We start from the raw sequence: 13,779 nt of genomic DNA on the forward strand, positions 1-13,779 counted from the left end.
TAAGCTTAAATACAGAATTCAAGATTCTATTTTATGCTGTTACTTCTCATCGCCCAGACGAGCAATCTCTTCACCGAACTCTTTGATATCTTCAAATGAACGATATACCGAGGCAAACCGAATATAAGCAACTTTGTCGAGTTCTTTGAGCTGTTCCATAATTAAATTACCTAGCATTTCTGAGTCTAGCTCGCGCTCACCGGTTGCACGTAATTGCGATTTAACCTTATTTACCGACAGCTCAATTTTTTCGATGCTAACAGGTCGCTTTTCCAGCGCTCGTTGCAAACCACTGCGCATTTTGTCTTCGTTAAACGGCTCTCTTGAGCCATCGCGTTTAATAATGCGCGGCATCACCAATTCGGCAGTTTCAAAAGTGGTAAAACGCTCATGACACTCGCTACATTCGCGGCGACGCCTGATTTGATGGCCATCAGCCACAAGTCGTGAATCGATCACCTTAGTATCAGTTGCAGAGCAAAAAGGACAATACATGAAATCGCTCGATAGGTTATAAATTGTCGAGCATTTTAATCGAAAACAAACAGTTAAGCGAAAGCTTTATGATGCCTTTTATCGCAATTAGGCGAGTAAATGATATAACACACCGAAAACAGCAAACTAGCAGCACTCGGTGTGTTTAGTTTCCTAGGAAACTAAGGTAGGAATGAAAAACTAGCCGTGGACTATACGGTTGTTAATCAGGTCTTCAACTACACTTGGATCTGCTAAGGTCGAGGTATCGCCCAAGTTTTCAAGCTCATTTTCCGCTATTTTACGCAAGATACGGCGCATGATTTTACCAGATCGTGTTTTTGGTAAACCCGGCGCGAATTGAATGTAGTCAGGCTTAGCGAAGCGACCTAGCTCTTCTGAGACCAAGGCTTGCAAATCTTCGGTAAGGGATTGCTGACAATCAACTCCCGACATCAAGGTGACATAGCAATATATGCCCTGCCCTTTGATTTCATGCGGATAGCCAACCACGGCTGCTTCAGCCACTTTGGGGTGCAAGACCAATGCACTTTCGATTTCCGCTGTTCCTAATCGGTGACCGGAGACATTAAGCACATCGTCAATACGGCCAGTGATCCAGTAAAAGTCATCGACATCACGCTTGGCCCCGTCACCAGTAAAGTAGTAGCCTGAATATTGGCTAAAGTAGGTATCAAAAAAGCGCTGATGATCACCATATACAGTGCGCATTTGTCCAGGCCAGCTGCCAGTCATTACCAAGCGACCACGAGCTTCACCTTCAAGGACGTCGCCCTCTTTGCTGACAATCGCTGGTTTTACACCAAAAAATGGTTTGCCCGCCGCTCCTGGTTTCATATCGACAGCACCTGGTAGTGAGGTAATTAAAATGCCGCCAGTTTCAGTTTGCCACCAAGTATCAACGATTGAACAGCGGCTTTGGCCAACCACTTCATAATACCAGTGCCAAGCCTCAGGGTTAATTGGCTCGCCAACCGTGCCTAACAAACGAATACTTGAGCGATCATGCTTTTCTACCAGCTCATCACCTAGCCCCATTAGTGCACGTATTGCCGTTGGTGCGGTATAGAAAATATTAACCTGATGTTTCTCACACACCTGCCAGCATCGCCCTGCATCTGGATAAGTCGGCACACCTTCAAACACTAAGGTTGTTGCACCATTGGCCAATGGGCCATAAAAAATATACGAATGACCCGTTATCCAGCCAGCATCTGCAGTACACCAATAAATCTCACCCTCTTGGTAATCAAACACATATTTATGCGTCATTGCAGCATACAAGATATAACCGCCACAGGTGTGCAGTACACCTTTGGGTTTACCGGTTGACCCTGACGTATAAAGAATAAATAAAGGGTCTTCAGCGTCCATCACTTCCGGCTCACAAGTTGGCTCGTAGTGATTAATCACTTCCTGATAATTGACATCTCGCTGATCTTGCCAGTTAACTTCAACGCCAGTACGTTCAACCATGATCACCGAGTGGACATCGGGGCAATCAACCAGCGCTGCATCAACATTTGCTTTTAACGGTATTTTTTTACCACCACGAACGCCTTCATCAGCAGTGATCACCACCTGACAGTCAGCATCTAGTACACGTGCTTTTATCGATTCGGTAGAAAAACCGCCAAACACCACTGAGTGCACCGCACCAATACGTGCACAAGCGAGCATGGCATAGCCCACTTCGGGGATCATCGGCATGTAAATACAAACTCTATCGCCTTTGCTAACACCGCGAGCTTTTAACAAATTAGCCAAACGACAGACGTTATCGTGCAACTCTTGATAGCTAACTCGAAAGTCATCAGTTGGCTCATCGCCTTCAAAAATAATGGCCGTTTGGTTTGCTTTACTCGCTAAATGGCGGTCGATACAGTTGTAGCTAACATTGAGTTGCGCCCCTTTAAACCAACTGATGTCTGCGGTTTGATAATCAACCTCAGAGACTTTTTCCCAAGGTTTATACCAATCAATAAATTGCTCCGCTTGTTCAGCCCAAAATACATCTGGTTGTTCAATCGACTGCTGATACATTTGCTGATATTTATCGGCGTTAATATGTGTATTTTGTGTTGCCTGTGGTGATACCGGATACCGGCTCAGTAGTTCCTTCATATCCTGACTCTTATTGTTTTAATATATGGTTGTAATAGCTTGTTGTAATCGTTTGTTTTTATTATTTTTGATAGTGGATAAAAACGTCTGCGCTAACTGTTCATTTATGTTTGTTTTTGTGTTTACTCTCGTGCTGTATTCGAATGCTTTGGGCTCATTCTTAATCGCTTTGTATAAACTATCATCAAATTATCATTAGCACTACACCTTGACTTCTGTCTGTACTAATACAGCAATACACCTATTCACCCTTGCCGAATAGCAACCTATTCCGCTCCTCATTGGAATGCCATTCGACCACTAACCTAGCAAGTGACATCAGCTAATTTTATGAAGTTTTTGTTTAACTATTTATCTAACTAATTATCTAACTAAAAGGTTCGTTGCAGATTTCTAGTTTTAGAATTTTTCCCAACCGCACCATTGCTGCATTTAAAGTGCAAAAAAGCAGGAAAAGTCAACAGGATATATTAGCGAATCGGAACACTACTTTTAGCATCAAAACTTCTCAAAATTGAAATTTATGTTCTACAGTTTAGATAGCTAAAATTAGAGGACAAAGTATGAATTTTCTTTATCGACTTTCTATTGCTCAAAAAATTTATTTGATACCAGTAATAGGCACGATCAGTTTTACCATTTACCTCGCCCTCTCCATTTTTAATGCCACTAACAACGTTGAACAGCTTTCTCGGGTTAAAGACGTTCAGTTTCCTGTCGTCCAGTTATCTGAAGCTGCTGCCGTTGATATCGTTAGGCTATCAGAAATCCTCAATGCTGCGGTAACCACCGGAGATGAAGATGGTATTGCTTCAGCAGACGAGTTATCAGAAAAGATCATCGATTCGATCACCCAAATAGGTTCAACTGACCAGCAGTTTATATCTGATCAGCAAAGCCTGTTAAACGACTTCAATAGCTATTATCAACAGGCTAGAACGCTGAGCAGTGGCATGATCAATGACACCATAGATTTTGAAAAACTGCCTGAAATGGGTAAAGCCATGAACGCCGCCTTTGAGCAGGCAAAAGGTGGACTGGTAAGCTTTAATAAAACGCGAGTACAAGAATTTGAGCAGGCAATTACCGATGCTAATAGCTCCGCAGAAACCTTAGTTAATATTGGGTTTATTGTCGGTATTATTACGATTATTCTGCTATTTGGCACCGCAATACCGATTATTTCAGGCATTAGATCGTCGTTATCGAGCGTAGTTAATTCTTTGCAAGACATCGCAGAGGGTGAAGGAGATCTAACGGTACGACTAAACTCGAAAAGCAGCGATGAAATAGGTGAGCTTGTTAATCGCTTTAATATGTTCATTGAAAAGCTGCAGAACACCATCAAACAAGTCGTCGATATCGCCTTACCGCTTTCGCAAATGGCAAACTCTGTCAGTGCTAACGCGGAGCAAACCAATACCATTACTCAACTCCAACAAGATGGTGCACACAACACCAAAGCCGCTGTTGACGATTTAAATCACAGTGTCAAAAGCGTTGCTGATAGTGCCGCCTTAGCTGCCGATACAGCAACACAAACTCGTACAATTTCTACCGAAGGTGCTGATGTTGTTTCCAAGACAGTTGAAACAATTCACCAACTGGCGAAAACCGTCGAAGATTCCTCCGAAGTCATTGACCACCTAGACAGTGACGCTAACCAAGTAGGCGTTGTACTTGATGTGATCAGGGGCATTGCCGAACAAACTAATTTATTGGCGCTTAACGCAGCAATAGAGGCGGCTCGAGCGGGCGAGCAAGGACGTGGTTTCGCCGTTGTTGCTGATGAAGTGAGAACACTGGCCTCTAGAACACAAGACTCGACGGTTGAGATTCAAACCACCATTGAAAAGCTTCAACAAGCTGCCCGTAAAGCTGTAGGAGCAATGAGCAATGGTCGATCGTTGGCGGAAAGCAGTGTTGAACAAGTGACCATGGCGGGCACTTCGCTTGCAGAGATTACTACATCAGTTTCTCAAATCAGTGAAATGACCACCAATATAGCTCACGCCACAGATTCGCAATCACAAGCTGCAGGCCAAATCGTGTCGCATGTAGACGATATCAGCCAAAGTACTAATCAAACTCACAGTGCTTCTCAAGAATTAGCATCAGTGAGTAGCGAATTAGCGGGCTTAGCACACAACTTAGAAATTATTGCCAAAGGCTTTAAGGTTTAATTGGAATTTAGACTGCGTAGTTTATTCTCGCGTAGAGCCGTATCTCGAAAACCAGTACCTAAAAAGGTTAGTAAATATGAAAGCACGATATTTGACGATGGCAATCATAGCAACCTTGCCCTTTTCTCAGGCACTTGCTCAGATTGACTTTAATGGCTTTGGCTCTGTTAGAGCAAGTTATTCAGACTCTGATTTTGGGGCTGCTCCCTTTAGATACCTTGAAGAAGGCGAAGTCACTTTTAAAGGAGAGTCTTTATTTGCGCTGCAAGCAAGAAGCGAATTAGGTGAAGGTTTGTCGGCGACGGTTCAACTGTTTGCAGAAGGTCGTGATGATTTTGATGTTGAGGCAAGATGGGCATACCTTAGCTATCAGCTCAACGATACTCATCAGTTGCATGTAGGAAAACTCGCCAACCCCATATTTCATCAATCAGAATATGAAAAAGTTGGCTATGCGCATAATTTTTCAAGATTACCGACTGCCGTCTACGTGGATTTCGAATTTGCGACCATGGAAGGCATATCACTCGGCAGTCAATTTAGTTTGGGAGATAGCGATTTAACGCTAGAAACCAAGCTGTCTTATGGCAGCTGGGACGGTGAGGTTTTTATCGCCTCCATTCGCAATAATGTGCCACTCGGCTTTGATAACCTGTTCTCGCTCAACTTAACGCTATCCAGTGATTGGTGGAAGCTTTTTGCCGGCACATTTATCACCGAAATAGATGGTGAACAGGTAGACCAGCAAAGTATTTTACCGGCTGTTCAAGGTAGTATTGAATTAGCCTTGGCACAGGGTGCTACTCAGGCCGATGTCACTACCTACACTGATGCGATCACATGGGATGAAAAAGATGCCATGTATTGGTTTGCTGGATTTGGCATCGACTACAACAACATTTTATTGGACGCGGAATACGTCAACTATGTTATAGACGACTCTTCAGATGCAGAAAATGACGCTTGGTATGTCGCGCTTGGTTATCGATTCAATGAATTTGTGGTGACCATACACACCGAAGAACAAACCCAAGACAGAGACTTTAGCATTCTTAACAATGTGCAATCCCCCGTGCTTTTAGCCAGCGGCCAACGGGTCATCAGCTCATTAGCCTTTACCGAGTTTGATGCCTCTGGCATTACGCTACGTTACGATTTTCATCCGAGTGCAGCATTCAAAATTGATTACCTAAAAGGCGAAAACACTCGTACCGATATCGGCGACTATTCAATCGTTTCTGCGGGCATTGATTTTATTTTTTAAGTGATAAGGGTGAAAGCGCAAAACAAAACACAGTCGATAAAAATTACGGATAAGAATCACGAATGAAGTGACTCGATAATTGAGCAAATCATTATTATTACCGAAAAGGGCAATTTATGATGAAAAAACGATATTTGACGACGGTCATTGCCGCTTTAATGTGTTCTCCTCATGCATTAGCGCAAATAGAATTCAACGGTTTTGGCTCAGTTCGAGCCAGCTATTCGGATTCTGACGAGGGTGCTCCCCCCTTTACTTACCTAGATGAAGGTGAGGTCACCTTTAAAGGCGAGTCCTTGTTTGCCTTGCAAGCGCGAGGAGAGCTAGGCGAAGGCCTGTCAGCAACAATTCAACTTTTCGCAGAGGGCCGAGAAGACTTTGATGTTGAGGCAAGGTGGGCATATCTTAGCTATCAAATTAACGACATACACCAAGTACACATAGGTAAGCTCGCTAACCCAATCTTTCACCAATCCGAATATGAAAAAGTTGGTTACGCACACAACTTTTCGCGACTGCCAACAGCGGTTTATTCGAATTTCGAATTTGCCACAATGGAAGGTATTTCACTAAACAGTCAGTTTTCACTCGCTGATGGAGATTATACCTTAGATACCAAATTATCTTTTGGTAATTGGGATGGCGGCTTGTTTCTATCAGCTATTGGCGGTGAAGTTCCTTTAGCACTAGATCAAATAATCTCGTTGAACCTCACCTTATCCAGCGATTGGTGGAAGGTGTTTGCCGGTGTTTTCGGCGCCGAAATTCAAGCAGAGCAGTTTGACCAAGCAGTGGTGTTGGCAAGCGTTCAACCGGGTATTGATTTAGCCCTTGCTCAAGGGGCAACCACCAGTGATGTTAATAACTTTATTAACGGTTTGGGCTGGCACGAAAAAGATGGCCTTTACTGGTTTTCCGGTTTTGGCATCGACTACAATAATATATTGCTTGATGCGGAATATGTTAGTTACGGTGTAGAAGAATCTTCTGACTCGACAAACGAAGGTTGGTACGTCGCACTTGGTTATCGCTTCAACGAATTTGTTATTACTGTTCACGCAGAAGAACAAACACAGGAAATTGACTACAGTGAGGGACTATCTGGGGTGCAATCGCCAACTTTATTGGCAACGGGGCAAACTTTTATTGAGGTGTTAGGGCAACCAGAATTTGATGCGGTTGGCATTACACTGCGATATGATTTTCATCCCAATGCAGCATTCAAAGTCGATTATATTAGTGGAGATCATACTCGCCCAGATATAGGTGATTACTCTATCATGTCCGCTGGCATTGATGTTGTTTTCTAGGAGCTCATTATGAATAAATTAAAATTATTATTGTTGTCTTCGTGTTTCACGGCCTTTAGCAGCCAAGCAGTCACTGTTATTGTGCATCCTTCCAATGCCGATGCCCTTGATAAAAAGGCGGTCAAAAAAATATTCTTAGGAAAAACTAAGAAGTTTCCTAATGGCGATGAAGCAATTCCTATTGATCTTAAATCAGGTCAACTCAGAGGAGATTTTCTCAAAGCAGTTGTCGGAAAGTCAGAAAGCCAATTCAAAGCTTACTGGTCAAAATTGGTCTTCACAGGTAAAGGTCAAGCACCAAGAAGTGTTGATTCTGAAGCTGAGATAGTTGACCTAATCAGCAAAAATCCAAACTTAATCGGCTATGTCAGTGACGGGGCTGTCAACGACAGTGTTAAATCGGTTGGACAGTTCTAACTAAACATTAGCGAGCTCTAAATAAGCTAAAAAACACTTTTAGCACTACTCTACTGCCGAATACTGGAAAGCTTCAGTATTCGGCTTTCTTTATCTTATTCACTTTTCATAAAACAAGGTGCAAGTGATAACACTTTTCTATAAGACTTTTTACATTCTGATTTGTACTATTAATGCAGAATAACCACTTTATCTTATTGTTATCTGGTGATTTATGAGTGACACACTGATCATAATTCTTCTCACGACCTTAGCGGGCTTATGTATTCCACTCGGCGCCTTTTTCGCCAGTCACGAAAATATTCAAAACCAATGGCTGGAACAAGAGTTTCGCCATTTTGTTATCGCATTTGGTGGCGGTATTTTACTAGGGGCGACAACACTTGTACTAATTCCTGAAGGTAGCAACTATATTGAGCCTGACTCACTAAGCGTAGTTATTATTTTGGCTGGTGGTATATGCTTTTTCTTACTAGAACGTTACCTAGGATTAAAGCGGCGCGAAAACCCTCAACTAATGGGCATGATTCTGGACTATATTCCGGAAGCCATTGCATTAGGCGGCTTGGTTGCTACGCAATCACCAACCGCGTTGCTACTGGCAGTGTTAATTGGCTTACAAAATTTACCGGAAGGCTTTAATAGTTATAAAGAACTGCAAGCCAATAAAGTAAAAAACACAACAATTTTTAGCTACATGTTTATTCTTGTTTTTGTTGGCCCTGCTGCTGGTTTAGCTGGCTTTTATTGGCTCTCAAGCTATCAAAGCTTGCTGGGCATTATGATGCTATTTGCGGCGGGTGGTATCTTGTATTTAATCTTCCAAGATATTGCCCCACAATCACGCCTAGAAAAACATTGGGCACCACCACTGGGTGCAGTACTTGGTTTTTGTTTAACACTTTATGGTCAACAATTACTAGGGCACTAACAGCGGCTCTAGCCTTTTATAGAGAAACAAAACAACTAAATTTCCCCCCAAATAAAACAATTGAATAAAAGATCCGGGCAAACCAAAAAGCCCGTAATTATTAGGTTACGGGCTTTTTTAGTAAACCTCAGGTTTGGATAAGAAATAGTGAATAACAAATCATTTCAAATGTTTATGTTAATCGTTGTCTTCTAGCGAGAGATTTTTGCTGATATCAAGGCAAATTTGCGCGTCAATAGCTAGTCTATTGCAAGTCAATTTAACGCTGGTAGCAGTATAAATAGCCGCTAGAAGCACATTAGTTATCCAGAGCTGAGGTTAGTTACTTGTTGAAATTAGTTCAACATTAAAACTAAAGCTGAACCATATCACCTTTACTCTGCAGCCAATCTTTGCGATCCCCTGAGCGTTTTTTCGAAAGTAGCATATCCATGGTTTCCATGGTTTCGTCGTGTTCATCTACAGTAAGCTGAACTAAACGACGCGTATTTGGATCCATGGTTGTTTCACGCAGTTGCATAGGGTTCATTTCACCTAACCCTTTGAAGCGTTGCACATTGACTTTACCGCGTTTCTTTTCCGCTTCAATACGGTCTAAAACACCTTCTTTCTCACTTTCATCCAGTGCGTAATACACCTCTTTGCCGATATCGATACGGTATAAAGGCGGCATCGCCACATACACATGGCCTGCGCGAACTAGTGGTAAAAAGTGTTGCGTAAAGAGCGCACACAATAATGTCGCGATATGCAGTCCGTCGGAATCTGCATCCGCAAGAATACAAATTTTACCATAACGCAGTGCCGATAAATCTTCACTGTCTGGATCAATACCCAGTGCAACGGAAATATCGTGAACCTCTTGCGAAGCAAGAATTTGGCCTGACTCCACTTCCCAAGTGTTAAGAATTTTACCACGCAGCGGCATCACCGCTTGGAACTCGCGATCGCGAGCCTGTTTTGCACTACCACCAGCTGAGTCACCTTCCACTAAAAACAGCTCGGTTTTTTCGGGATCTTGGCTACCACAATCGGTCAATTTACCCGGCAGAGCTGGCCCTTGGGTGACTTTTTTACGGACAACTTTTTTGCTTGCTTTTAAGCGGCGTTGAGCGTTAGAAATACAAAATTCAGCAAGCGCTTCAGCAATTTCGGTATGTTCATTTAGCCACAAACTAAACGCATCTTTAACCACACCAGTGACAAAAGCGGCGCATTGTCGCGATGACAAACGTTCTTTGGTTTGACCGGCAAATTGCGGATCTTGCATTTTTACCGACAAGATAAAGCTACATTTATCCCAAATATCATCAGGCGTTAGCTTCACTCCTCTTGGGATCAAGTTGCGGAATTCACAAAACTCACGCATTGATTCCAACAGGCCTTGGCGTAAACCATTAACATGCGTACCACCTTGAATGGTTGGGATCAGGTTTACATAACTTTCAGAAACCGTTTCACCACCTTCTGGTAACCAAGTAACTGCCCAGTCTGCCGCTTCATGCTGTGCACTAAAGCTACCAATAAATGGCTCTTCTGGCAGGCTAACACTGTCACCAACGCTTTCTTTAATGTAGTCACTTAGGCCATCTTCATAACACCAAACGTGCTTTTCACCTTCGTTTTTGTCGTGGAATTTGATGGTTAAGCCAGGGCATAAAACCGCCTTCGCTTTAAGTAAACGTTTTAGCTTAGTGGTTGAGAATTTCGCCGAATCAAAATAACTAGCATCTGGCCAGAACTTCACGCGAGAGCCAGTATTTCTGCGACCTACGGTGCCAGTTTCCGTTAATTCCTGTACTTTTTCACCGTGCTCAAACGCCATTTCAAACACTTTGCTGTCGCGTCTTACCGTCACTTCAACGCGTGTAGAAAGCGCATTAACGACCGAAATACCGACCCCGTGCAAACCACCAGAGAACTGATAATTTTTATTAGAGAATTTACCGCCAGCGTGTAGCTTACAAAAGATAAGTTCCACCCCTGAAACGCCTTCTTCAGGGTGAATATCCGTTGGCATACCACGGCCATCATCAATCACTTCTAACGACTGATCTTTATCTAAAATAACCGTGATGTTTTGGGCAAACCCCGCTAAGGCTTCATCCACCGAGTTATCAATAACCTCTTGGCCTAAATGATTAGGTCGGTCTGTGTCGGTATACATGCCAGGACGGCGGCGTACGGGCTCTAGGCCACTTAAAACTTCAATGGATTCGGAATTGTATTGTTCACTCATCGGGTTTTCTAATCGTCGTTATTATTTTAGTTAGGCGTTTACTAAATCTAGGAAATCAGTGATTGCTGGTAACATATCAGCGAAATTAATAAAGCTGTGATCACCACCTTGCTGCACAATTAATTGGCTATTGGAGAATTTGTTCACGGCAAGTTGGTAATCTAACACTTCATCCCCTGTTTGTACCATGACTTGATACAAGTTTTCTGTGATTTTTTGCTGTTCAAGCTGCTTAAGTTCGGCCATATGTGCTGACTTTACTTCATAGCGCTCTTGCGTATACGGGTTGGTTTGCCAACCAATATAATCGCTAAGTAACAAATAAGGTGTAATTGCGGGGTTAACCAGAACCGCTTTACATTGATACTTTTGTGCTAAATAAGTTGAGAAATAACCTCCCAGCGAAGAACCGATAAAGTGCCAGTTGACATCAGTTTTGCTATTGATGATTTCTTCTAACTGCGCAATCGCAGCATTAGGTGAATTCATTATTTGTGGGCAGTGAAACTCCACTTCTGGGCAATGTTTTGCCAAATAGTCACGAGTGAGTTCCGCTTTCATTGATTGTGGCGAAGAATTAAAACCGTGAATGTATAAAACCGCTTTAGACATAATAAAGACTCATCATAATGTGCTTAATAACCTCAAGTTAGATGGACAACCTTAAGCTAAATAAACTTTGAGCTAAACAAGCTTAAGTTAAATAAACAACCTGTGTTTTAATATCACCATTGGCGAAGAAATCAAACAAACGATACCCAGGTTGTAAACTCTCTGCGACAAGTTGTTCTGTATCGCGAGCAAACTTAATTGAGGTTGCTGGGCAGGTATAAACAGGGGCATTTCTTTGTCCCGATTGTGCAGGAATCTCAAAAGCACGGTGCACGTGACCGCAGGCAATACCTTTGAGTGAACGCCAGTTGTTCATACATTGCCAAAATTCACTATGGTTCGTTAACCCATGGCGATCAATAAAGTAACCCAGATCAACGGGGTGATGATGCATAAAACAAAACTGAAACAGTTCTTCATCTGCTTTAACATTTTCTAGGCTACTGTCATCGCTCACGCTATTTTCTGCGTTGCTATTGTTCGTGCTTAAGTTTACCGCAGCAGAAACAAATTCACTCAGTTGCTCAATATCAACATAGCCAGCTGGCGTAGCAGATTTCGAATTAAGCAAATGAAAGCGCCAGTTTCCCTGTGAAAATGATCTTGCTTGGTTAAATGGTTTACCCGTCAGCACATCATTTAACACAGTAATATCATCGTGGTTACCAGCAAGAAAGTAGACGGTTTTATCGCATAACAGGGTTTCAACAAGTGCCTTAAAGCGGTGATAAGACTCTACTGTATGATCTTGTGTTAAATCACCAGTGAACACCACGATATCAATCGCCTTGTTATTGGCAATGTGGTGACAAGTCTTAACAAGGTTTTGATAAACATCTGCGCCATAATGCATCGCTTGCTTATCAGCAAATAAATGGCTGTCGCTAAACTGAGCAATCGTAAAACAAGGCGCAGAGTCAAGGTGTTTGGTCATGGTGTTTAAGCAACGTTAAAGCAAAGTTAAAGCAACATAAGAACTAATAAATAAGACGCTATTGCGCAGTATTGCTCACCGCTGAGCGACCGTGCATTAAACAAACTTGCAACCACTCTTTTAAAAACGCATTAACTTGCAATTTTTCATCTGGCAGTAACATTAAATCATTCGGGTAATGATACTTAGGCTTAATGTTGCGAATAGCTTGGCTACTGATGACCTCTGCCGCTTGTGCATCGTGATACAATCGGATCATCATCTTAGGAGCGAGTAAATTATCTAAGCCAGAAAAATCAAACTGCTGAACTTGCTCAACCGTGATAAGTGAGGTGTATTTGGTAACCTCTTTAACCGTAATAGCATAGTGCAGCTTATCGGCGATAAAAAACTCTCTGACCTCCCCCACTTCTTCCTTATTTGCCAGTAACTTTAGCGCCAGCATATAGTTGACAGCACATAGCTCCATCAAACTAGGCAAGTTAGGGCGATAAGCAGGTTTTGCTGATGCATTAGTTGAGGTCATTGATATTCCAGTGGTTAACAAGCTGTTGCGCGTTTAATGCCAGCCACTGTATACCAATGATGGTCATCGCATTGTTAATTGTACCATCATTTACCAGAGCGAGCGCATCGGCAAGCGTTAAGACGTGTACTTTTATATCTTCCCCTTCGTCGTCTAGCCCATAAACGCCGCCAAGATTTTCACTGTCTATTGGCGCAGCAAATAAATGAATTTGCTCTGAAGTACCACCTGGTGATGAAAAATAACTGGTGAGGTGAATAAGTTGCTCTGGTGATAGATTAAGGTTCGCTTCTTCTTTTGCTTCGCGCACCGCAACTTGCTCTGGCGCCTCATCTTGGCCGAACATGCCTGCAATGAATTCAATCAACCACGGGTTTTCTGCTGAGCGCAGCACACCCGCTCGGAACTGCTCAACAACAACGATTGAATTGTTTTTCGGGTCAAAAGGTATCACCGCAACGGCATCACCTCGTTCAAAAATTTCACGAGACAACACTTTGCTTTCACCACCATTAAACAGCTGATGACTCAATACGTATTCATCAATGCGAAAAAAGCCTTGATATCGGCATCGCTGCTCGTGCAAGTTCACATCGCATCTATCGTATTGATGAATTTTGTTTTTAACTTTCACGCGAAATATCCTATCATTCCACTGTTTAATAATATTTTGTTACATAAGCATAACACTGGTAAACACTTATTTGTTTCAGTTAGTTATTTAAGCCTAGTACCATATCCGGC

At 42.5% G+C, this 13,779-nt stretch carries 12 protein-coding genes; 5 read left to right on the plus strand and 7 right to left on the minus strand.

Annotation, left to right across the window (positions count from 1 at the left end):
* Positions 1-39 precede the first annotated feature (39 nt).
* Together nrdR and acs are read right to left on the minus strand one after the other, a co-directional pair.
* On the minus strand, positions 40-495 hold the full coding sequence (gene nrdR, locus DXX92_RS14675; protein WP_116001126.1) for a transcriptional regulator NrdR: 456 nt from the start codon (positions 493-495) through the stop codon (positions 40-42).
* Positions 496-675: 180 nt separating this feature from the next.
* A complete protein-coding gene (gene acs / locus DXX92_RS14680; RefSeq protein ID WP_116001127.1) occupies positions 676-2,619 on the minus strand; it encodes an acetate--CoA ligase in 1,944 nt (647 codons plus the stop codon).
* A 563-nt stretch (positions 2,620-3,182) separates the two neighbouring features.
* On the opposite strand from acs, the gene DXX92_RS14685 reads away from it, so the two are divergent.
* The 5 genes from DXX92_RS14685 (at position 3,183) to DXX92_RS14705 (ending at position 8,724) form a co-directional block, all read left to right on the plus strand.
* A complete protein-coding gene (locus DXX92_RS14685; protein ID WP_116001128.1) occupies positions 3,183-4,802 on the plus strand; it encodes a methyl-accepting chemotaxis protein in 1,620 nt (539 codons plus the stop codon).
* 76 nt (positions 4,803-4,878) lie between these two features.
* Positions 4,879-6,066 carry a hypothetical protein gene (locus DXX92_RS14690; RefSeq protein ID WP_147301971.1) on the plus strand — a complete coding sequence of 396 codons (1,188 nt, stop codon included), beginning with the start codon at positions 4,879-4,881 and terminating at the stop codon, positions 6,064-6,066.
* Between the two features lie 116 nt (positions 6,067-6,182).
* A complete protein-coding gene (locus tag DXX92_RS14695; protein ID WP_116001130.1) occupies positions 6,183-7,376 on the plus strand; it encodes a porin in 1,194 nt (397 codons plus the stop codon).
* Between the two features lie 9 nt (positions 7,377-7,385).
* Positions 7,386-7,793 (plus strand): phosphate ABC transporter substrate-binding protein, encoded by a 408-nt coding sequence (locus DXX92_RS14700; RefSeq protein WP_116001131.1) that lies wholly within the window; start codon positions 7,386-7,388, stop codon positions 7,791-7,793.
* Positions 7,794-8,007: 214 nt separating this feature from the next.
* Positions 8,008-8,724 (plus strand): ZIP family metal transporter, encoded by a 717-nt coding sequence (locus DXX92_RS14705; protein WP_116001132.1) that lies wholly within the window; start codon positions 8,008-8,010, stop codon positions 8,722-8,724.
* 352 nt (positions 8,725-9,076) lie between these two features.
* On the opposite strand, the gene parE is transcribed toward DXX92_RS14705, so the two are convergent.
* The 5 genes from parE to DXX92_RS14730 form a co-directional block, all read right to left on the minus strand.
* Positions 9,077-10,963 (minus strand): DNA topoisomerase IV subunit B, encoded by a 1,887-nt coding sequence (gene parE / locus DXX92_RS14710; protein WP_116001133.1) that lies wholly within the window; start codon positions 10,961-10,963, stop codon positions 9,077-9,079.
* 30 nt (positions 10,964-10,993) lie between these two features.
* On the minus strand, positions 10,994-11,575 hold the full coding sequence (locus DXX92_RS14715; protein ID WP_116001134.1) for a YqiA/YcfP family alpha/beta fold hydrolase: 582 nt from the start codon (positions 11,573-11,575) through the stop codon (positions 10,994-10,996).
* 82 nt (positions 11,576-11,657) lie between these two features.
* Positions 11,658-12,509 carry a metallophosphoesterase gene (locus DXX92_RS14720; RefSeq protein WP_116001135.1) on the minus strand — a complete coding sequence of 284 codons (852 nt, stop codon included), beginning with the start codon at positions 12,507-12,509 and terminating at the stop codon, positions 11,658-11,660.
* Between the two features lie 58 nt (positions 12,510-12,567).
* Positions 12,568-13,035, minus strand: a complete 468-nt coding sequence (locus tag DXX92_RS14725) for a DUF1249 domain-containing protein (protein ID WP_116001136.1) — start codon at positions 13,033-13,035, stop codon at positions 12,568-12,570.
* Positions 13,022-13,669, minus strand: coding sequence for an NUDIX domain-containing protein (locus tag DXX92_RS14730; protein ID WP_220347664.1), 648 nt, complete (start codon positions 13,667-13,669; stop codon positions 13,022-13,024). The genes DXX92_RS14725 and DXX92_RS14730 overlap by 14 nt, the downstream gene beginning before the upstream one ends.
* Positions 13,670-13,779: the final 110 nt, after the last annotated feature.

This window comes from Thalassotalea euphylliae (genome assembly GCF_003390395.1).
GTDB lineage: Bacteria > Pseudomonadota > Gammaproteobacteria > Enterobacterales > Alteromonadaceae > Thalassotalea_F > Thalassotalea_F euphylliae_C.